The sequence below is a fragment of the Agaribacter flavus genome, assembly GCF_042646125.1.
Lineage (GTDB): Bacteria > Pseudomonadota > Gammaproteobacteria > Enterobacterales > Alteromonadaceae > Glaciecola > Glaciecola flavus.
The window spans coordinates 21,557-41,425 of record NZ_JBHRSW010000021.1; the positions used below are offsets into that span (position 1 = coordinate 21,557).

Annotated in this window: 21 protein-coding genes; 8 read left to right on the forward strand and 13 right to left on the reverse strand. The window is 42.3% G+C overall.

The genetic code is table 11. The features are described 5' to 3' along the window. Positions 1–128 precede the first annotated feature (128 nt). Positions 129–1,127 (forward strand): porphobilinogen synthase, encoded by a 999-nt coding sequence (gene hemB, locus ACFOHL_RS12090; protein WP_376920494.1) that lies wholly within the window; start codon positions 129–131, stop codon positions 1,125–1,127. A 51-nt stretch (positions 1,128–1,178) separates the two neighbouring features. Here hemB and panC read toward each other — a convergent pair whose 3' ends face one another. From panC to dksA, 6 genes are all read right to left on the reverse strand, one after another. After that, on the reverse strand, positions 1,179–2,033 hold the full coding sequence (gene panC, locus ACFOHL_RS12095; RefSeq protein WP_376920495.1) for a pantoate--beta-alanine ligase: 855 nt from the start codon (positions 2,031–2,033) through the stop codon (positions 1,179–1,181). 5 nt (positions 2,034–2,038) lie between these two features. Continuing rightward, positions 2,039–2,833: a 3-methyl-2-oxobutanoate hydroxymethyltransferase gene (gene panB, locus ACFOHL_RS12100; protein ID WP_376920551.1), complete on the reverse strand. Its 795-nt coding sequence runs from the start codon at positions 2,831–2,833 to the stop codon at positions 2,039–2,041. A 38-nt stretch (positions 2,834–2,871) separates the two neighbouring features. Continuing rightward, complete coding sequence (folK, locus tag ACFOHL_RS12105) at positions 2,872–3,390, reverse strand: 2-amino-4-hydroxy-6-hydroxymethyldihydropteridine diphosphokinase (RefSeq protein WP_376920496.1); 519 nt, start codon at positions 3,388–3,390, stop codon at positions 2,872–2,874. Position 3,391: 1 nt separating this feature from the next. Beyond that, the gene (gene pcnB / locus ACFOHL_RS12110) at positions 3,392–4,672 is read right to left on the reverse strand and encodes a polynucleotide adenylyltransferase PcnB (RefSeq protein ID WP_376920552.1); all 1,281 of its coding nucleotides are present in this window, start codon (positions 4,670–4,672) and stop codon (positions 3,392–3,394) included. Between the two features lie 97 nt (positions 4,673–4,769). After that, on the reverse strand, positions 4,770–5,699 hold the full coding sequence (gene gluQRS, locus ACFOHL_RS12115; protein WP_376920497.1) for a tRNA glutamyl-Q(34) synthetase GluQRS: 930 nt from the start codon (positions 5,697–5,699) through the stop codon (positions 4,770–4,772). 49 nt (positions 5,700–5,748) lie between these two features. Then, a complete protein-coding gene (gene dksA, locus ACFOHL_RS12120; RefSeq protein ID WP_376920498.1) occupies positions 5,749–6,195 on the reverse strand; it encodes an RNA polymerase-binding protein DksA in 447 nt (148 codons plus the stop codon). Positions 6,196–6,823: 628 nt separating this feature from the next. On the opposite strand from dksA, the gene pepB reads away from it, so the two are divergent. Next, positions 6,824–8,107 carry an aminopeptidase PepB gene (gene pepB, locus ACFOHL_RS12125; protein ID WP_376920499.1) on the forward strand — a complete coding sequence of 428 codons (1,284 nt, stop codon included), beginning with the start codon at positions 6,824–6,826 and terminating at the stop codon, positions 8,105–8,107. Between the two features lie 76 nt (positions 8,108–8,183). Here pepB and ACFOHL_RS12130 read toward each other — a convergent pair whose 3' ends face one another. Then, positions 8,184–8,366, reverse strand: a complete 183-nt coding sequence (locus tag ACFOHL_RS12130) for a helix-turn-helix domain-containing protein (protein ID WP_376920500.1) — start codon at positions 8,364–8,366, stop codon at positions 8,184–8,186. A 125-nt stretch (positions 8,367–8,491) separates the two neighbouring features. On the opposite strand from ACFOHL_RS12130, the gene ACFOHL_RS12135 reads away from it, so the two are divergent. Further along, positions 8,492–9,085, forward strand: a complete 594-nt coding sequence (locus tag ACFOHL_RS12135) for a DUF416 family protein (RefSeq protein WP_376920501.1) — start codon at positions 8,492–8,494, stop codon at positions 9,083–9,085. On the opposite strand, the gene rsmD is transcribed toward ACFOHL_RS12135, so the two are convergent. Next, a complete protein-coding gene (rsmD, locus tag ACFOHL_RS12140) occupies positions 9,074–9,703 on the reverse strand; it encodes a 16S rRNA (guanine(966)-N(2))-methyltransferase RsmD (RefSeq protein WP_376920502.1) in 630 nt (209 codons plus the stop codon). The genes ACFOHL_RS12135 and rsmD overlap by 12 nt on opposite strands. Positions 9,704–9,847: 144 nt before the next feature. On the opposite strand from rsmD, the gene ftsY reads away from it, so the two are divergent. The 3 genes from ftsY (at position 9,848) to ftsX (ending at position 12,811) form a co-directional block, all read left to right on the forward strand. After that, entirely contained in the window at positions 9,848–11,062 is a 1,215-nt protein-coding gene (gene ftsY / locus ACFOHL_RS12145; protein WP_376920503.1) for a signal recognition particle-docking protein FtsY, read from the forward strand. Positions 11,063–11,144: 82 nt separating this feature from the next. Then, on the forward strand, positions 11,145–11,834 hold the full coding sequence (gene ftsE, locus ACFOHL_RS12150; RefSeq protein WP_376920504.1) for a cell division ATP-binding protein FtsE: 690 nt from the start codon (positions 11,145–11,147) through the stop codon (positions 11,832–11,834). Then, positions 11,831–12,811, forward strand: coding sequence for a permease-like cell division protein FtsX (gene ftsX, locus ACFOHL_RS12155; RefSeq protein WP_376920505.1), 981 nt, complete (start codon positions 11,831–11,833; stop codon positions 12,809–12,811). The genes ftsE and ftsX overlap by 4 nt, the downstream gene beginning before the upstream one ends. Before the next feature lie 7 nt (positions 12,812–12,818). Here ftsX and ACFOHL_RS12160 read toward each other — a convergent pair whose 3' ends face one another. Next, positions 12,819–14,045 (reverse strand): EAL and HDOD domain-containing protein, encoded by a 1,227-nt coding sequence (locus ACFOHL_RS12160; protein ID WP_376920506.1) that lies wholly within the window; start codon positions 14,043–14,045, stop codon positions 12,819–12,821. A 114-nt stretch (positions 14,046–14,159) separates the two neighbouring features. Beyond that, positions 14,160–15,401 carry an EAL and HDOD domain-containing protein gene (locus ACFOHL_RS12165; RefSeq protein WP_376920507.1) on the reverse strand — a complete coding sequence of 414 codons (1,242 nt, stop codon included), beginning with the start codon at positions 15,399–15,401 and terminating at the stop codon, positions 14,160–14,162. A gap of 326 nt (positions 15,402–15,727) precedes the next feature. On the opposite strand from ACFOHL_RS12165, the gene rpoH reads away from it, so the two are divergent. Beyond that, positions 15,728–16,579, forward strand: a complete 852-nt coding sequence (gene rpoH / locus ACFOHL_RS12170; RefSeq protein WP_376920508.1) for an RNA polymerase sigma factor RpoH — start codon at positions 15,728–15,730, stop codon at positions 16,577–16,579. An 89-nt stretch (positions 16,580–16,668) separates the two neighbouring features. Here the strand turns inward: rpoH and ACFOHL_RS12175 are convergent, their stop codons facing one another. From ACFOHL_RS12175 to pip, 3 genes are all read right to left on the reverse strand, one after another. After that, positions 16,669–17,577, reverse strand: a complete 909-nt coding sequence (locus ACFOHL_RS12175; protein ID WP_376920509.1) for a bifunctional GNAT family N-acetyltransferase/hotdog fold thioesterase — start codon at positions 17,575–17,577, stop codon at positions 16,669–16,671. Between the two features lie 101 nt (positions 17,578–17,678). Next, positions 17,679–18,116, reverse strand: coding sequence for a D-aminoacyl-tRNA deacylase (gene dtd / locus ACFOHL_RS12180; protein ID WP_376920510.1), 438 nt, complete (start codon positions 18,114–18,116; stop codon positions 17,679–17,681). 11 nt (positions 18,117–18,127) lie between these two features. Continuing rightward, positions 18,128–19,054, reverse strand: coding sequence for a prolyl aminopeptidase (pip, locus tag ACFOHL_RS12185; RefSeq protein WP_376920511.1), 927 nt, complete (start codon positions 19,052–19,054; stop codon positions 18,128–18,130). Between the two features lie 158 nt (positions 19,055–19,212). On the opposite strand from pip, the gene ACFOHL_RS12190 reads away from it, so the two are divergent. Next, entirely contained in the window at positions 19,213–19,866 is a 654-nt protein-coding gene (locus ACFOHL_RS12190; protein WP_376920512.1) for a DUF2959 domain-containing protein, read from the forward strand. Positions 19,867–19,869: the final 3 nt, after the last annotated feature.

Here is a 19,869-nt window from a genome sequence, read left to right on the forward strand (position 1 = left end):
GTAAACGGCCAAGTATAATAACGCACGTATTAGTGCGTTTGTAGACGGTGTAAAAAGATCGCAATCAAACCAGCCGTGCTGCATAATACGCATACTTGCTTACTTTTTTTCATAGTTTTTTAATCATCATGTTTCCTTATCAAAGACCTAGACGCTTGCGTCGCACTCATTCTTTACGTGGACTTGTTGCTGAGCACCGTCTAACGACGGATGATCTTATATTTCCCATGTTTGTTTTAGAAGGTAATAATTGTACAGAAGACATAGCTTCAATGCCCGGCATACAACGTTTTAGTATTGATCGCCTAATTGCTGAGGTAGCCGATTGCTTGAATTTAGGGATTTCTCGTTTTGCATTATTTCCGGTCGTGTCAGAGGGTAAAAAATCTTTGTTGGCCGAAGAATCCTACAATAGTGACGGCTTGGCGCAGCGCGCGATAGTGGCACTTAAAGATCAATTTGGCGATGATATTACCTTGATTTCTGACGTCGCTTTGGATCCTTTTACTACTCATGGGCAAGATGGCATCATTGATGAGAATGGCTATGTGCTAAACGACACAACAATGGAGGTACTGGTCAAACAAGCCCTTAGCCATGCGCGTGCAGGTGTGGATGTTGTTGCACCCTCAGACATGATGGATGGCAGGGTTGGCGCGATTCGTGAGGAACTAGAAGCGAACGGTTTTATCAATACCTGCATTATGGCATATTCAGCAAAATACGCGTCAAACTACTATGGCCCTTTTAGAGACGCTGTTGGTTCAGCTGGTAACCTCAAAGGTGCAAACAAAAATACTTATCAAATGAACCCCGCCAATGCAGAGGAAGCATTGCACGAAATTGCCCTTGATATCGATGAGGGCGCGGATATGGTAATGGTAAAACCGGGCATGCCATACTTGGATATTGTTTCTCGTTGTAAGGAAGAGTTTGCTGTGCCTACCTTTGCATATCAAGTAAGTGGTGAATATGCTATGCATAAAGCAGCGTTTGCTAAGGGGTGGCTATCCGAAGAAAAAGTTATCCTAGAGTCCCTACTTGCGTTTAAGCGAGCCGGCGCAGATGGTATTTTGACGTATTTTGCTAAAGATGCCGCTAAGCTGATCCGTGCCGCTGGATCATAATTAGGTCTTTTGGGGCTAGTCGCCAACTAAAAGTTGGCATTCACTCCTTATTCATTGAAACAGCTTGACCTGTAAGTTATCAATAAGACGGGTCTTGCCTAAAAATGCCGCTGCTAGGATAACCAAACTTGTGTCTTCATGGCTGGGTGGCATTAAGCTCTCTGCGCAGCGTATTTCCAAATAATCTGGTTTGAAGCCAAGCGCTGCTAAATTTTCTTTTGCTTGCGTCAATAATTTTGTGTAATCGGTTCTGCCGCTTTCAATGGCGCTTGCGACCTTGACAATCTCTTGATACAGCTTGGGGGCAATACTCCTTTCCGCGTCACTGAGGTAGTGATTTCTTGAGCTTAAAGCTAAACCGTCTGCACTTCGCTGAGTGGGCACGCCATATATGCTTAGGTTCATTGATAGATCCGTTACCATGGCGCGAATGACTTGCAGCTGTTGGAAGTCTTTTTCGCCAAAATATGCTTGGTTGGGTTGCACCATGTTGAATAGCTTACATACTATAGTTGCCACGCCCCTAAAATGACCCGGGCGGCTAGCTCCACATATCATGTAGGATATGCCAGGTACTTCCACAAACGTTTGTTGTTCTAGGCCCCTTGGGTAAATGTCTTCGTTGTTTGGCAGAAACAGTAAATCAACACCTAATTCTCGCAATTTGCGGCTATCTTCTTCTAAAGTACGGGGATATGCATCTAAATCCTCGTCTGGCCCAAATTGAAGTGGATTAACAAAAATAGATACGACCACGATATCGGCGCCTTGTTTTGCATGTTTTACTAGCTCCAAATGCCCATCATGCAAATTGCCCATAGTGGGTACAAACGCAATACTCGTTTTAGCGGCTTGCCATTTTCGGCGGATTTCTCGAAGTTGATTAATGTCGCTGACTATTTCCATACTACTTACTCAAATGAATGCTCAGGCCCCGGAAATGCGCCGCTTTTTACTTCTTTTATAAACTGATCCACAGAAGAGCTGATATCGCTACTTTCTAGCAGATAGTTCTTCGAGAACTTAGGCATGTAGTTAGCACTAATACCAAACATATCGTGCATTACTAGAATTTGCCCGTCTGTGTCCGGTCCGGCGCCAATGCCAATGACTGGAATGCTTAACTTATCACTAATGAGCTTTGCAAGCGAAGTGGGGACACATTCTAAAACCAATAACTGGATACCTGCTTCTTGAAGTTCAATGGCCGCTGTCAGCATCGCTTCTGCCTTCTCGGCGTTTCTGCCTTGCACTTTAAAACCACCAAATACATTGACAGACTGTGGGGTTAAACCGAGGTGACCGCAAACAGGGATCCCTCGCTCAATCAAGCCTCTTACGCTTTCGAGTAACCAGGTACCACCTTCTACCTTTACCATGTTAGCGCCACTTGCCATGAGTTGACTGGCATTGGCATAGCATTGCTCAGGTGTGGCGTAACTCATAAATGGCATATCGGCGACAATCAGTGCTCTTTCGACACCATTTTTGACACTTTTAACGTGGTAAGCTATTTCATCTACGGTCACACCTAGCGTGCTATCTTCCCCTTTTAACACCATGCCAAGTGAATCACCGATTAGGATCATATCGATACCACAGGTATCGAATAACTTAGCAAAACTTGCGTCATACGCAGTTAAACAAGCGATCTTGTCGTTCTCTTGTTTCATTTTCATTAGCGTTGTCAAGCTTACCTTTTTCATCATCTCACCATTCTCTTTTATCTTGCTCTACAACGTTTTTAAGCGTCTAAACGCGTCGTGTCTATTTTAATACCGGTACGTTTTAGTCCTTGTAGTTGGCACTTACTTACCCATTTTGCTATGCTTCTTCCATCATGCATTATTAAATCTGGTTCAATTTCAAATAAGGGGACGAGCACAAACTCTCTCTCTTGCATACCATAGTGCGGCACTTTGAGCCTTGGTTCGTCTATGTTTATCCTATTATACAATAGTATATCCAAATCGAGCGTACGAGGTCCCCACCTATCACCGTCGCGTGTACGATCATGAATATTTTCTATGCTTTGTAATGCATCGAGTAGTTCAATTGGAGAAAACGAAGTTGTAATTTTACATACAGCATTGGTGTAATCAGGTTGTCCTGCTGGTCCCATTGGTTTGCTCTGATAAAAATGAGAGCAAATTTGTACTGATATTTGCGGCAGGCGATGCATTTTCTCCAGAGCACCCGTGAGTTGTTCGCTTGGGTTAACCAAGTTGCTCCCAAGACCAATATAAGCCGTTTCTGTTAGCATGCTAATCCTTGCTCGGTTTTTTGCGGGGGCGGCGAGCTTTGTGTTTGTTTGCGCCTAACATTTTTCTTCGCTTAGGTTCGTCTGCTTTTTGGAAGTCAGTCCACCATTCTGCCAGCTCTTGAGTTGCCCCGCCTTCAACTTGTCCACGCAATGCCAAAAAGTCATAGGCGGCTCTAAATTTAGTGTGAGTGAGTAAAACAAAAGGTCGCTTCGATGTGCGTTTGCTTAGGCGATACTGTAAAGCCCATATATCCCGAATAGTACTCGTAAAGCGTTTCGGTATCATTACGCGTTGAACTTGCCTGTTAAGTACTTCAACACCTGCGATATTGATCGCATCGTATTCAGACATACCTGATTCAAAGCGCAATTTATGCGATAACTCTTCGAGTGGGTACCACAAAAATGACGCATACAAAAATGCAGGAGTGACACGTAAGTTTTGAAGCAATCGTGCATCGGTGTTTTCGAGCATAGCTTGTATAAACAAGTATTCTTTTGATGATTGATCGCGTAAAGACGCGGATAAACATGGGAATAGTTGGTAGATTAAGTTAAGCGTCAACAGTTTGTTGAAGGCCTTGGCACCGTATGTCGATAATAAGAGTTTGTTTGTTTCTTCAAACAAACGCGCTGGGGGAATATTGGCCAATAGTCCCCCCATTTCGTCAATAAGTGCAACCATGTTGTCACTTATTAGCATATTCAATTTAACAGAAAAACGGGCTGCTCTTAGCATTCTGACGGGATCTTCTGCAAAACGTGTTCGAATATCGCCGATCATGCGAATTTCTTTTTTGTTAATTGCGTCTATGCCTTCTGCAAAATCGAGTATTTCTTCTGTTTGCGCGTTGAAGTACATTGCATTAAATGTGAAATCACGTCTAGCTGCGTCTTCCTCTATTGTACCGAAGACATTGTCACGTAAAATTTGGCCGCTGTCGGCTGATAATGCGCGCCTATCAGTACTGTCTTCGTCATCTTGCGCTTCGGTGTGGTGACCCCGATAGGTTGCCACTTCTATTATTTCCCGCCCAAAATGAATATGTGCAAGTCGGAAGCGTCTGCCAATCAGTCGACAGTTTTTAAAAACACTTTTGACCTGTTCTGGGGTTGCATTCGTTACTACATCAAAGTCTTTGGGATGGTATCCCATGAGCCTGTCTCTAACGCATCCGCCTACGGCATAGGCTTCATATCCTTTTTCGCATAATCGATCCAATACATTGAGGGCGTACTTTGACAAGTCTTCGCGGCGCATACAGTGCTTTTCGCGAGAAATAAGGGTGGCATTTAGCTTTTTGATAACTTCGGTACTCTTCAAATTATTATTGTCTTGTCATCATTGATTCAAGTTTAATTTACCTAGCAGACCTGTTTCAAGGCTTCATCACTGAGTATATGCCATTTGCTTCAGAAACTATAATTTCAGCATGCTTTGGCAATAAATCAGGGTGCCAGTTGTCAATGCTCCATGAGAGTAACTCAGGCGATGCGGTGGTTTTTGGTATACGAGTATGGTGAATACCAATAAATTCCAAACAAGCGTGCAAGTTTTGTAAAAACATATTGTTGTCAATGGGTGTGGAGAAGGCCTGTTTTGCATACTTTACACCTGCACTGTGCACAGCAAGGGGAAAATGAGCGTAACTCGGTTGTACATGTGACAAGGCTTTGTATAGCTGTATGTGCAATGGTGTGACTGACAATAAATCCATCCCCCTGACAACTTGCGTAATGCTTTGCTCAATATCGTCTGCTACTACTGCTAGATGATAAGCCGAAATGCCGTCAGCTCTTTTTAACACTGGGTCTTCGTATGTAAGATAGTTTTGAATAGTCGCTTGACCCAAAAATAAATCCGCAAAGCTTTGAATATCACCTGGATTTTTAAATCTTAAGGCGTGTTCGGTAAGCGGTATATTACGGGTTCGGCAATATTGATCATAATGATCTGCTCTTGATTTAATTGCTTTTCTAGAGCAATTACAGCCATACAAATACTCTTTTGCTTCAAACTTTGCAAGATAGGCACGGTAGATTTCCGAGCGCTTTGATTGATAAACTACTTCGCCGTCCCACAACAAGCCATGTGCTTCGAGAGTACGTAAAATAGAGTCAGCATATTTGTCTTTGCATCGTTCTCTATCTACGTCTTCTATACGAACAAGCCATTTTCCTTGTTCTCGTTTTGCCATAATGTAGCTCAACAAAGCGCAAACCAGAGAACCAAAATGGAGAGGGCCAGTAGATGAAGGGGCAAAGCGCCCGATAGTTTGTCTAGATGAAAAATCAGATGAGGCGTTCATGAGTAGGCTGTAAGAGGGAGCATAAATCTCCCTCAACTAGAAATAACAACTAACCTTGTAATTGCTTTTCTTTGATCTCAGCCATTGTTTTACAATCAATGCAGAGATCGGCGGTTGGGCGCGCTTCCAATCGTTTAATCCCAATTTCGATACCACATGAATCGCAAAAACCAAAATCATCCTCTTCAATACGTTTGAGGGTTTTTTCAATTTTCTTTATTAATTTGCGTTCTCTATCGCGAGTCCTGAGTTCAAGACTGAATTCTTCTTCTTGCGCTGCTCTATCAACCGGATCAGGAAAGTTTGCAGCTTCATCTTGCATATGATGAACGGTTCTATCTACTTCTTCACGCAGTTGGGTGCGCCACGCAAAAAGAATGGTTTTAAAGTGCTCAAGTTGAGCCTCATTCATGTACTCTTCACCGTCTTTTTCTGCATACGGCGCCAAGTTTGCTAGGGCTAGCAATCCGATTGACTTATTTTTTTCTGTTGGCATCTGCCTTTCTCCTAACCAAATACGCGACATTTTCACGCTAGCGAGTAGCTTGGATAAAATGACTTTGAGTCAGTTCCGTTATGTACTTAACCCGAGTTCAGGTTACTTATTGAGTGCAAATTTGCCCGTACTGCAAACAACTAAAGGCTTGAGTTGCAACCCAAAAAAAATCAAGGACGGTAATATGGGGATTTTTTGAAAAAAAGCAATCTTTTTTTCAATCTTTTTCCTTTGCATCAGTATTTGCATTGATACTTTTGTATGCGTTTTGCACTCTACTGAATAAAAATACACTAGCTATCCCCTTCCAAGTGGGCAATATGCCCATACTAGGGTCTGTTGATCTTTGATGTGCAATTTTGCAGCGGTTTGTGCTTCATTTATACAATGCAGAGTGACTGTCATGTAGTTGTTCTACATCAAGGAGCGATAAAACAGTAGAAATGAAGCACAAGCCCTGCCCAGAAGGGTTAAATTATAGTCTATCTGCTCCTTGTTGCAGCCTTTTGACTTAACCCATTAGGCCTGCAAGTCTGCGCCGCGATCAGATAGACTATAATTGAACAAAACTTGTACACCAAAGGTCAACAGACCCTAAAGATAAACAATCCCGAAAAGTGAGAAAATAATGTTAGCGTTAAAGATTCAACTTAGACAGTACGAAAACCATGTGAATCCTGAAGAATATAAAGCACTGGACTTTACATCAGGCGCTGTAACGATTGGGCTTAAAGGGGAAGACACACTCAGAGGTATTCAGTTGGCAGCTAGAAAGCTCGTCGCGATTGGTCTGACAGAAGCATGTTTAGTAGGTGTGTGGTCGCGTGAGCAGCAATATGCGTTTTTACAAAGTTTTGTGTCTCCGTCAGCTAATAGAACCTTACACTTTTCGGAAGCATCCTGCGAAGAGGATAAAGTGTGGCTTGAGCAACATAAAAAAGCCCTCTTATTCTTGCGCACTTTGGTGAATGCTACGCCAGAACAATTGAGTCCAGAGAATCTTGCTTACGAGGTTGAGTCATGGCTTAAGTCATTGGCTCCCGAACATATTAGCGTAAGAACTTGGGTGGGGGATGCGCTTCAACAGGCGCAATACAATGGAATTTATCACGTGGGGAGAGGCAGCGATCGCCCGCCGGTATTACTTGAACTAGATTACAATCCCTCAGACTCGAAACAAACTGATCTTGCACTTGTGGGCAAAGGCATTACTTTTGATAGCGGTGGTTACAGCATGAAAAGTAGCGAAGGCATGTTAGACATGAAGTGCGATATGGGCGGTGCGGCTACTGTTACGTGTGCCTTAGGCTTAGCAATAATGCAAGGGCTAAACAAGCGAGTGAAACTATATTTGTGTTGCGCGGAAAATTTGGTAAGCGGTCATGCATACAAATTGGGTGATGTTATTCAGTACAAAAATGGCACGACGGTAGAAATAGTGAATACTGATGCGGAAGGGCGACTGGTTTTGGCCGATGGATTGCTCGCCGCGTCTGAGAATAACCCCGATCTCATTGTTGATGCGGCAACCCTTACGGGAGCCGCAGTCACCGCATTGGGAAGTGACTACAATGCCGTATTCTCCATGAGTGATGAATTGAGCGACCGTTTCATCGCGGGGGCTAGGGCTGTCAACGAAGCGCACTGGCGATTACCACTTGGCTTAATACATCAGACCAAATGCCCATCTCCGTTTGCAGATACTGCTAATAGTCGTCCGCAAAAAGGGGGTGGTTCTGGTGGCGCATCCAACGCAGCGGGCTTTTTATCTAGGTTTGTTGGACAGCACCTTGATAAATGGCTTCACCTTGACTTATCAGCTGCCTACAATAGAAATGGATCAGATACCATGCCTGAAGGAGCGACAGGTATCGGCATGAGGGCAATCACTGAGATATTGAAAAACGCGTAGGCAGACGACGCAACAATTGTCAGCCGCAGGGACGCGGAGACGGTTGGAGATGTAATGGCGGTAAGCTTAAGTGTGCTTAAATCCCACCTAGCCTTTCTGCCAGTTCTTTATACTTTTCTACATCTTCTCTTTCGAAAAGTGGATTGCCGTCTCCATCTTTGTCTTTTGACATAAGCAGGCTTTCGCGCTCTAGCCGTTGTACTCTTACTTCTTGAATAGATAAAAACTCAGCAACTTCGGTTACACTCATTAGTGCCATATAAAACTACCTTTATTTAAATATGTTTGGTTTACAATATAACGACCATGAACAACAAACTATTAGTATAAAATTGCAATTATTTATTCATAATGATTGGTATAACAACGAATAGGAAACTAGGTTTGACCGCACAAAAATTAAATACCTTCGCTCGTTTACGTGAATTAGATTTAGCAAAGAGCTTGTTGATAGCCACCGCACTAACGCAGCGGATGGCTGTTAATGCGGTTTTATATTTTTCTTCCACCAAAAACAGTGATGCCTTGAGCCATATAGACAAAGTCCTCGATGGATTATGGGATGTTTGTCTTAAGAGACGAAAAAAGCTTAATGCAGAGTCTCTGTTGGATAAGTTGGAAACATTTATTCCTGATCCGGAGAAGGACGACAATATTGCCTCTTTCTCGGTCGTTGATTTTTGCGTTGCTCTCAGTACTTGCGTTTACGCAACGCAAAAGGAAGAAGATAATCCCGCTGTAGTTGTTGCTAAGTTAAGCCAAGGGGATATTGAACGCTTTTTGAGAATTACCGGAGGTCGAGACATGAGTACACAAGAACTTCGTGAAACGCCTTTGTTTACGTATGAGATTGATATTGTTGAATCATTTTTAGCTTTTGTAGAGAGTGATGACTTGGCAATCGAGGACATTGCTGATTTTAGAGCTTTCATTGTTGATCAAGATTTGAGTAACCTCGGCTTAGCTTCAGATATCTGAAGCTTGGTATTCGAGTAGCAATGCGCGAAGTGTCTTACTGGCTTTTTCTTTGATAATTTTTAGCTCCTTCGGTGGATTGAACGATAGATCTGACTCAAATTCAAGGTACAACTTAGCAGCCGGATTGAGGTTTTTGGAAGCGAGCAAGGCTTCTACACTCTTGTCAAGGAGCCCCATATTAAAAGGTGGGTCAATAAATACCAAGTCGACAGGCCTCGTAAGCTTGTTGGCTAATTGCAAGGCATCGCCTTGCAGTATATGAACATACTCGTTTTCTTTTAATTGCTTTGCATTTTCGCGTAATAAATCCGTTGTTTTAGGATCCAGCTCAAAAAACGTCACGTTGTCAGCATGACGTGACAAGGCTTCAAATCCCAAGCTACCGCTTCCAGCAAACATATCCAATACTCGTTTACCGGCCACATCACCGATTAACCAATTAAAAAGTGTTTCTTTAATGCGATCAGTGGTTGGTCGCAGTCCCTGAGCATCTCTTACAGTTAACTTTCTGCCTCGGTGTTTACCAGAAATGATCCGTACGAAGCCGAGTTGAGGTTTATGGTTTGGCGCATGTTTTATGCCGCGAGACAGCTTGTTACGTTTACTATTTGATGGCATCTTGTCGCTATGAAATGCTATTATTGGCGGCAATTCTATATAATTCAGTAAATTTTAACTAGGGCTGTTGCTTCGTTGAAACGAAAGGCAAGCGGACTTTCTCTTGTGGAAGTCAAATCTTGTCTATGGTTATTGCGGTTTAAAATGGCTCCGAAAACACGTAGAGGATTGATCTTGTTCAGTTGGTTTAAAAAAGATTCCACATCAAAAAATGCAGACAAACAGCAAGTACCCAGTTCTGACTCAGTTGAACAAAACGCACCAAAAAATGAAGAAGAAACTGTCGAGCCAATAGAGCGGTGCGAATCAGTAGACTCTCCATCTGCAATAGAAGAGGAAGCAACGCGTGACTCAGCACCACAAATAGACGCAGATAACTCAGAAAAGCAAAGCTATGCTGAGCAAACTACGCCTACAGAAACAGACAAAAAAGCCGGCTTTTTCACTCGCTTAAAAGAACGTCTCTCAAAAACACGTGAAAACATAGGTAGTGGCTTCGTCGCCTTGCTAAAAGGCAAAACGATAGACGAAGAGTTATACGAAGAATTGGAAACCCAATTGCTTGTTGCCGATGTTGGAATGAAAACAACTCAAAAGCTAATTAGCAATTTGACGCAAGAAGCCAAGCTATCACAATTAAAAGACGGTGATGCCTTAGCTTCACTCTTAAAGAAACAACTCTCAAGCATTGTGCGCCCCGTTAACGTGCCGCTTGATCTCGAGGTGACCGATCAACAAGGTGAAAAATGCCCATTCGTTATCCTCATGGTGGGTGTGAATGGTGTCGGAAAAACGACAACCATCGGTAAACTCGCCAAGCAATTTCAGCAGGAAGGTAAGTCTGTTATGTTGGCTGCAGGTGATACCTTCAGAGCAGCTGCAGTAGAGCAACTTGAAGTATGGGGAGAGCGCAATGATATTCCCGTCATATCTCAATTTACGGGTGCTGATAGTGCATCTGTAATTTTTGACGCTGTTGCTTCTGCAAAGGCCAAAGGCGTGGATGTACTGATTGCAGACACCGCTGGACGATTGCAAAACAAAGATAACCTTATTGAAGAGCTCAAAAAGGTCGTACGTGTTATGAAAAAACAAATGCCAGACGCCCCGCACGAAATCATGCTGACTCTGGATGCTAGCACTGGACAAAATGCAGTGAGTCAAACCAAAATTTTCAATGAGGCTGTTGGCGTCACTGGGATAAACCTCACAAAGCTAGACGGTACTGCAAAAGGGGGAGTGATCTTTGCTTTGGCAGACGAGTTCTCAATTCCAGTTAGGTACATTGGTATTGGCGAAGGTATTGATGACTTGCGTCCATTTGACGCTGACGATTTTGTAGAGGCGCTTTTTGACTAAGCGTGGTAAATTTAAAAAAGACATAGAGCCTGTATATTTGCAATTCAAGTGAACACAGCCAATAACAAAAAGCGCGTGAGCAATGATTAAGTTTGAGGAAGTTAGTAAAACTTACCCTGGGGGGCAACAAGCTCTTTCAAAAGTCAATTTCCATTTAGAGCCGGGTGAAATGGCGTTTTTAACGGGTCATTCGGGCGCTGGCAAGAGTACTCTACTCAAACTTATTAGTATCATGGAACGCCCAACTGTCGGCAATGTACTCATTAATGGGCACAATCTCAATAACATTACACGAAAACAAATTGCCTACATTCGCCGTGATATAGGCATGATTTTTCAAAGTCATCAATTGCTGATGGATAGATCGGTGTTTGATAATGTTGCGCTTCCCTTAGTTATCGAAGGCCATACACGTAAAAATATTTCTAATCGAGTCATGGCTGCACTCGATATGGTGGGCTTAAAAAGCAAAGCTAAGCACTCTCCTGTGATGCTGTCAGGTGGTGAGCAGCAGCGTGTCGGTATTGCACGTGCCGTAGTGAATCGCCCTCCTTTGTTACTCGCTGACGAACCCACAGGCAACTTAGATCCCAAATTATCGATGGAAATCATCCGGCTATTTGAAGATTTCAATCAAGCAGGGGTGTCCGTATTAATTGCTACACATGATCTAGGGCTGATTGCCCGCATGAAGTACCGCACACTTACCTTAAAACGCGGAAAAATGATTACCGATGGCTTGGATCAAACTAGCGAGGAAACTTACTCGTGAGTATTCTTTTTAAAGGCCGTCAGCACGGTGCTACACGCCAAAATGTAGGGATCGTGCAAGCATTTTTCATGTTTTTCGTTGATCATGTTCGCCAAGCATTGTATAGCCTCGGAGAATTGTATCGAACGCCATTTGCTTCATTAATGACGATTGGTGTGTTGGGGTTTAGCTTAACCTTGCCTGGGACTTTGTACATTGTTGTTAAAAACACTGAACAAATCAGTCAACAATGGCAACAAGCTTCTGAAATATCTTTGTTTTTGCGGCAAGACATTTCTGATGCCAATGCACAACAGTTGGTAAAGAGACTCAATGTTTGGCCAGAAATTCAAAGCGTGAGCTACTTATCTGCAAGTGAAGCATTGACTGAGTTTGAGCAACTTTCTGGTTTGGGCGATGCGATTGGTTATTTAGAACGGAATCCCTTACCCGCCGTTGTATTAGTTGTGCCCACATCACGCCACGCCGCACCGACAGCAGCAAGTTTGTTGCTTGACAAACTGCGGCAAGAGCGAGAAGTCGAACTCGGTAAGTTAGATATTGAATGGTTAGAACGGCTATATGCTGTTTTAGACGTGGCAAAAGAGCTTGTATTCCTTCTCGCCATCCTACTTTTCTTTGCGGTAGTGCTCATTATTGGCAATACCATTCGCTTGAATATTATGAATAAACGGGACGAAATTCTTGTTATGAAATTGGTTGGGGCAACGGATGCCTTTATTCATCGCCCATTTATGTACACTGGGTTTTGGTTTGGCTTGGTTGGTGGTTTATTCGCGTGGTTCATGATCAGTTTGGTGCTTTTTTGGATTGATTGGAATTTACAAGAAATGCTATCGCTCTACATGTTAAATTTAGATATTACCGGAATGGATTTTGGTGCCATTGGCATCATGCTGTTAATTTCGGTGAGCTTAGGCTTAGCAGGCTCCTTTCTCTCTGTGCAGCGTCATGTTAGAGATATAGAGCCGGAGTAAAGTAGTACTAACGGACTTTAGTGACTGGGTAGTCTTTTGACACGGGGATAGAAAAATCGTTTGCCCAGCGAATAGCTTGTAAAAAATAATCACCCGCCTCCTCTGTTGACACGGATAACTCAGCAGTAGAAGCGAATGTGCTTGCCCAGTGAGCTGACTCCAAACCAATACAGAGTCTAATCATATTGTGTAGCTCTCCTTTTTTGTCTACTAACGCCGTTTCAATTTCTGGTGCAAGGGTAACTTTTTGCATCAACTCTTGGATGTCTCTGTCCAAAATGACGTCGATCAAAGAAAATAATCCGGCTAAAAAACTTGTTAATGCTGTTTGCTTATCGCCTTTGTGTGAGGAGATAAGTTCGCAAAAACGCGCTCTGATCAGTGAAACTTGTAGCAACTCTACCGTGTTACCTTCGTTGATGTGAGTCAGTGAAACAATGGCGACGAACTTTCGAAGCATCACCTCACCCAAGTAAGTAATGGCGTGTTTGATGGATTTGATTTGATGCGATTTGTTAACCATTGGATTGTTAATAAAACGCATCAGCAAGTATGATAAAGTGGCATCATGTTCAAAAATAGACTTTATGCGCATGATATTGAGCTCGGGTTTGGCCAATTCTGATATGAGATCTAGCATGGCTAAACGACTTGCTGGCAAGTCTTTACTTGGTTTGTCTTTCCTCGATAGAAAGAAGAAACCTTGATAATAATCAAACATGAGCGGTTTGCAGCGATCAAAATTATCGTGTGTTTGTACGTCAGTGACTATAATTTTTAATTGAGGATTAATGGTTTGAGAGCGTAAATTAGATACATCCATCGGTGCTACGTTATTCATGCTCACCTTCACATAGTCAACAAACTTGAGTGTAAGGTCGTTGATACGCTTTTTGTCACTGCATACAAATCTAAACCCTACTTTCTTTAAGTCTAAGATTCGATTGATGAGTGCGTCATCATTGACTTCAAGCGTATCTATTTCAAAAAAGGTGTCTTCAGGCGTCAAGTCTTCTGGAATGTCATCGAGTAGCTGTGAGAACGAAACACTGATAATGCTCTGATAACCCTCTAATAATTCAGTCCAGGATACCTTGTTGGTTTGACTGTTTTCCAGATTGTGCTCGGCGACGGATGAAGCAAATGCGTTACCTATACCGTCTCTGAAAGTCAGTTGATAGGCAAATACTCGGCCATTTTCAGTAAAGATAGGTTCGCGAGCGAAAACAATCATTTTGATCCTTTTTTGTTGAGCATGAGGTGTAAAACTATGGCTATCTACACCTAAAGGGAGCACATACAACACTATTTGTACTAGATATCGACAATCGACGGGATTTTTATAGTTTTATTGTGCGCACTTTCTCATTTCTTCAGCCCAAAGCATAGATGCATAGTAGGCTTCAAATACATCACTTTCACACATATTCAGTTGTTTACATAACTCGGCAATTTTGTGGAAGTCGGCATGCTCAAATGCTTTACACATCAGCAATTGTTTGCCAAATACGCAGCTTGGTGTTTTGTCTTGACTTGCGCTGCACAATGCAGACTTAATTTCATCTGAGAAAGGCAGTGTTTGCGTCACTTTTTCCATTGGCATATCGATTAGCGCATCGACGAAGGAAAAGAGGCCCATAATCAAACTGCTGGGTGGGTTTTGCGCCATGCTCATTAAATCGGCTTGTATCTTACAAAATTGTCCTCTAACCAAACTCATCACAAGCAATGCTTCAGGTTTACTGCCCCTTAAATTGGCAATGGCTAATAGGGCAATGAATTTTTTTAGTTCGACGCTGCCTAAATACTTTAGGGCGTGTTCCAAAGATTCGATTCGTTCGCGTTTGTTAAAGGTCGGGTTATTGATAAAGCGCATGAGTTTGAAACTCAAGCCCAAGTCTTTTTCGAACACGGCATTAAGTTTGGCAAAATCAAACTCAGGCTCTGAGCTTATGCTGATGAGCTCCATAACGGACGAGGCAGCAGCATCGAGGCTTTTATGCTCAATCATTTCAGGCTTAGATAAAAAATAGCCTTGAAAGAGTTGAAAGCCGAGTGCTCGGCATGCGTTAAACTCTCGTTGGGTTTCGACTTTTTCAGCTATCAGCGTAATGCCAAGCTGCTTAAATGCTTTGATTTTCTCTAAGACAAATTGTTTTCCCGACAATACGTAATCAACTTCTATTTTTACATAGTCAACAAGGGATTCTAACGCCTTCCATTGTTCTGAAAAGTCATAGTCGTCTAGGGCTAGTTTGTATCCCATGCCCTTGATATGCTTGCAAGCTTTTACTAGTTCATCTGTAACGTTTACTGTTTCTACTATTTCAATAACGGTGCGTTTGGGGTCGAGAGTAGTCGGAAAATGATGGATCAAGGTATCTTTGTGGAAATTAATGAAGGCTGTTTTATGGGTCGTGATGTTTTCTAAGCCGATGCTCAAATGGCTGTTTGCAAGAATATTACTCGTTGCTTCATCTGGCGATATGTCTGGGAAGCAGTTTTCTTTACCATCACGAAATAACAACTCATAGGCGATAACATTTGCATCAATGTTATAGATTGCCTGACGGGCAATATGGGTGATCATATCGTTGATCTCATCGGCATAGATGGCATAAATACCTCGTTACAAATTTTAAGCAAAAATCCAAGAATGAAGTACTACAGCGATTAGAATTTCTTTAGATTCTGTTGATCTTTAGCAGGGCAGAAACTGTAAAACAGCAAACAGTAAACTTCATACTAAACTCGTTATTTAGGATTATCAGTCGATATTGAAAAAACTTTAATATTGGGACTTGTGTTTTTGGTATTAATCCTTATATTTACATATCGGACATATTGAAAGAATAACCATCATCCTTTGGTCTAGTAATTTGGTCATTGTAATAAGTTGAATAAACTGGAGTAATAATGAAAGAAAACATGCAATCTTTTGCTCTTACAGTACCTGCTAGTGGTAGCTTAGAAAGCTATATACAGGCAGTGTCCAGTATCGACATGTTAACAGCAGAAGAAGAAAAACGCCTTGGTGAGCGTCTTCAAGCAGACGGCGATCTAGAGTCAGCACGTAAACTGGTTATGTCGCACCTGCGCTTTGTTGTACATATTGCAAAATCATATTCTGGTTATGGCCTGCCTCAAGCCGATTTAATCCAAGAGGGCAATATTGGTTTGATGAAGGCGGTAAAGCGCTTCGACCCTACCGTAGGTGTAAGGTTGGTATCTTTCGCAGTGCATTGGATTAAAGCTGAAATACACGAATACGTCCTCAAAAACTGGCGTATAGTAAAAGTAGCTACGACCAAGGCGCAACGTAAATTGTTTTTTAACTTGCGAAAAGCAAAAAAGCGTTTGGGCTGGTTTACTCATGAAGAAGTGCAAAAAGTAGCAGATGATTTAGGTGTCAGTACTAAAGAAGTGCTGCAAATGGAATCTCGCATGAGTAGTCATGATCAGGCATTTGATTTAGCCAATGACGATGATGATTCGACTAATTTTAGTCCTGCGCAATATTTAGAAGACACGTCTCAAGATGTTGAGACTACAGTTATAAATAATGATTGGGATACAGCTGCAACTAAACGTTTGTATGCAGCGCTAAGAACACTTGATGAGCGCAGTCAGCATATAATTGAAACACGTTGGCTAGCAGACCAAAAGGCGACCTTGCAAGACTTGGCTGATGAATATCAAGTATCTGCTGAGCGCGTGCGTCAGATAGAGAAAAACGCGATGAAAAAATTACAGTCTGCAATGATGTAATTCAAACGCCTAACAAAATAAGTAAAAGCAGCTTCATAGCTGCTTTTTTTTGTGCTAAATATTTAATTATTTTATTTTTTGAGCATGATTTATTTAGGTTCACGCTCAGGTAGTACCCAATACTGCCCAGAAAACTCAGCAACAGACAAATCGTTGTCTAGAATATCAACCTTTAATGAAACAGGTGATTTTTTGCCCTTTGCTAATAGCTCAAACCTTGTATGTAAACTCTCAATATTACATATGGCTCTGGGACGCAGAGTAATGGGTTTGTGATAATGAATAGAGGCGTCACCGAGTACTATTTCTCCTGCTAGGCCTTTTTGCTTAAGTTGCAAAAAAATCATTCCCCAGCCAGTCAGTGTGGCCAACGAATAAATGCTGCCAGCAAACATACTGCCATGTAGATTAATATTTTTGTTCAATGAGGCGCGGGTTTCAATTGTGCGTTCAGTATATTGGTGCAGCTTTATTCCCATGTGTTCACTAATGGGGATTTTTTCGTGCCAAGTAAGTTGGAGTTCTTTGCACCACTTAGGGTGCAATACAAGGGCGTGTTTGTCCGTCAACAACTTGCGCATTTGTTTGCGTTTGAGTTCGCCCAATTCATTGGGTGCATCATCAATAATTTCAAAACCACATGATTCGAAAAAGCTCAGCGACGCTTCTCTAGAATTCGTCACGGCGCGCTCTGCGCCAAGTTCTCTGGCAACAGACTCCAGTGCATCCATTAGCAATTGCCCAACCCCCTGACGGCGATGCGAATCACTCACTGCAATGTAGCGAATTTGCGCTTCTTCAGGTGTGTTTAAATGGACTCTGCCACAAGCTACAATATTCCCAGCGTGGTCTTTTATTATTCTGTGTTCGCTGACATTCTCATATTCATCTTTTTCTGAGCCTAGCGGGTAATTCCAAGGCTTTCTCAATAAGGCCCATCGGAAACAAAAATAACTATCCAGCTCCTCTGCAGTTTGAGGTTTGTAAACAATCAGCAAATTTTACTTCCATTTAACATGGTCAGAATTGCCTTATTGTATCTCTTAATTGCCTAAACTGCACTTGTATCAATGGTGCCACAAACAAAGCCAGAGCTAAGTCAAACCTTAAAATAAAATGTCACGGGGCCATCATTCACTAGGCTAATCTGCATGTCCGCACCAAATACGCCTGATTCACAGTCTTGATAGTGTGCATTTACGTGACTTAGAAAGTCTTCATAAATGCGTTTACCCTTCTCAGGGGGGGCGCCATCAGAAAAGCCTGGGCGGTTACCTTTATTGGTTTGTGCGACCAGAGTAAACTGTGATACGACAAGTAATTCACCGCCCACATCCAGTAAACTGAGGTTCATTTTGCCGTCTTTGTCGGAAAATATCCGATAGTTCATGACTTTTTTGGCTAATTTTTCTATCTGCTCTTGACTATCATGCTTTTCAACCCCTAAGAGCAATAGCAAGCCTTGATTGATATTGCCAACGCAATTGCCGTCGACCTCAACACTTGCATGCTTGACACGCTGAATTAATCCTATCATTTGTTTCTCGACTATTTGGCGATATGTTTCATTATTCTTAATATGGTTTTTTTAATGCCGGCTTCTTGGGCGCTGTGCCCAGCGTCGTCGATCACAAACAGTTGTGAATCATTTAAGGCTTGGTCTAGCTTAATCGACGCGCTGACCTTACAAACAAGATCATATCTACCATGCACAATGTAGGTGGGGATGTCTGCAATTATATGTGCGTTATCCAGTATGTAGTTTTCTGCAATAAAGCATTGATACTTGATGTAGTGGCATTCGAGCAAGGCCAAGCTTTTCATTTGTAGAGTAGAGGCGGATTGATGCTTATGATTCGCTTCGGGAATTAACTTAGATATGGCCACTTCCCAGCTAAACCATTTATTGAAAGCCTCTTGTCTTACTTCGGCACTTTTATCCTGCATCATTTGGTAGAAGGTGCTACAAATCGCTTGCCAACAGTCGACCTTGTTCAAACCTCTAGTAAAGCTTTCATACTCTTTTGGGAACAATTGTGCCGCTGCCCCCTTGTTGGATAAAAACCAATCGTAATCTACACTACGCGCTAAAAAAGTCCCACGCAGCACAAGCTGGCTTGTGTACTGGGGGTGCTGAATCGCATATAGCAAAGCTAAAGTTGCGCCCCAAGAACCACCAAAGACGAGCCATTTTTCGATTTTCAAGTGCTGCCGAATCGACTCCATGTCAGCTATCAAATGATCAGATGTGTTATTAGTCGTATCTGCAAAAGGTTGCGACTGCCCACATCCTCTTTGGTCAAAGGCAATCACATAATATTTGCTCAGATCGAATGGCCATTGATAGCAACTATTGAGCCCCGCGCCGGGGCCGCCGTGCAAAAACACAACGGGTATACCGCAGGGATTTCCCGTTAGTTCGACGTGCAGCACGTGGCCATCAGATACTGGCTGCTTGAACGACTTAGTCGTCATAAATAGGTTTTCCCCATTTTAAGGAAGGCTTACTCCGTTAAAAAATGTGTTTAATTGATTTTGTTGATGCATAATATATCCAGAGTAACAAGAAAAAGAAGATGAACTCAAATGCTGTTCATTAATCCATCATGTTTTTCGCTAAAAGGACGTCACACATGCGTAAATTTTTAATTTTAATGAGCTGTACTTTTCTTTTGTTAAGCGGATGTGGTTCGACAATACAAGACACCTATTTTGATTTATGGGAGAAGGTCGGCGTCGAAAAAAGAGACATCTTGGTAGACAGAGTTGAGGATGCTCAGGAAACTCAGCAAGAAGCACAAGAGCAGTTTTCCAGCGCTTTAGAAGAATTCAGTGCTTTAATTAATTTTGAAGGTGGAGAGTTAGAGAGCGTTTACAACAATTTAAATGACCAATATGAAGCGAGTCAGAGCACTGCACAAGATGTGAGCAAGCGCATCGATAAAGTCGAATCAGTGGCGGATTCGCTTTTTAGGGAGTGGGAAGAGGAGCTGGAACAAATTTCTAACCAAACACTCAGGCGTGATAGTCAAAAGAAACTGAGTGCAACGAAAAGGAATTATGCATCACTAGTGCGCTCGATGCGCAAAGTTGAAGGTAGCATGGAGCCAGTGCTTCGTTCTCTAAAAGATAATGTCTTGTATTTAAAACACAATTTGAATGCTAATGCCATTGGTGCATTAAAAGGTGAACTAAGCACAATACAGCGTGATGTAAAATCCTTGATTGCTGAGATGTCGGCGGCGATAAAAGAGTCTGACGCGTTTATCGATACATTGAAAAATTAGCGG

Bases quoted from the DNA above. Each gene is read 5' to 3' on its own strand.
- rsmD (WP_376920502.1), bottom strand. From the start codon at position 9,703: ATGCCATCAAATAGTAAACGTAACAAGCTGTCTCGCGGCATAAAACAT.
- ftsY (WP_376920503.1), top strand. From the start codon at position 9,848: ATGGCTCCGAAAACACGTAGAGGATTGATCTTGTTCAGTTGGTTTAAA.
- ACFOHL_RS12190 (WP_376920512.1), top strand. From the start codon at position 19,213: ATGCGTAAATTTTTAATTTTAATGAGCTGTACTTTTCTTTTGTTAAGC.
- gluQRS (WP_376920497.1), bottom strand. From the start codon at position 5,699: ATGAACGCCTCATCTGATTTTTCATCTAGACAAACTATCGGGCGCTTT.
- hemB (WP_376920494.1), top strand. From the start codon at position 129: ATGTTTCCTTATCAAAGACCTAGACGCTTGCGTCGCACTCATTCTTTA.
- folK (WP_376920496.1), bottom strand. From the start codon at position 3,390: ATGCTAACAGAAACGGCTTATATTGGTCTTGGGAGCAACTTGGTTAAC.
- rpoH (WP_376920508.1), top strand. From the start codon at position 15,728: ATGAAAGAAAACATGCAATCTTTTGCTCTTACAGTACCTGCTAGTGGT.
- ACFOHL_RS12160 (WP_376920506.1), bottom strand. From the start codon at position 14,045: ATGATTGTTTTCGCTCGCGAACCTATCTTTACTGAAAATGGCCGAGTA.
- pepB (WP_376920499.1), top strand. From the start codon at position 6,824: ATGTTAGCGTTAAAGATTCAACTTAGACAGTACGAAAACCATGTGAAT.
- dksA (WP_376920498.1), bottom strand. From the start codon at position 6,195: ATGCCAACAGAAAAAAATAAGTCAATCGGATTGCTAGCCCTAGCAAAC.
- ACFOHL_RS12165 (WP_376920507.1), bottom strand. From the start codon at position 15,401: ATGATCACCCATATTGCCCGTCAGGCAATCTATAACATTGATGCAAAT.
- ACFOHL_RS12130 (WP_376920500.1), bottom strand. From the start codon at position 8,366: ATGGCACTAATGAGTGTAACCGAAGTTGCTGAGTTTTTATCTATTCAA.
- ftsE (WP_376920504.1), top strand. From the start codon at position 11,145: ATGATTAAGTTTGAGGAAGTTAGTAAAACTTACCCTGGGGGGCAACAA.
- pip (WP_376920511.1), bottom strand. From the start codon at position 19,054: ATGACGACTAAGTCGTTCAAGCAGCCAGTATCTGATGGCCACGTGCTG.
- panB (WP_376920551.1), bottom strand. From the start codon at position 2,833: ATGAAAAAGGTAAGCTTGACAACGCTAATGAAAATGAAACAAGAGAAC.
- panC (WP_376920495.1), bottom strand. From the start codon at position 2,033: ATGGAAATAGTCAGCGACATTAATCAACTTCGAGAAATCCGCCGAAAA.
- dtd (WP_376920510.1), bottom strand. From the start codon at position 18,116: ATGATAGGATTAATTCAGCGTGTCAAGCATGCAAGTGTTGAGGTCGAC.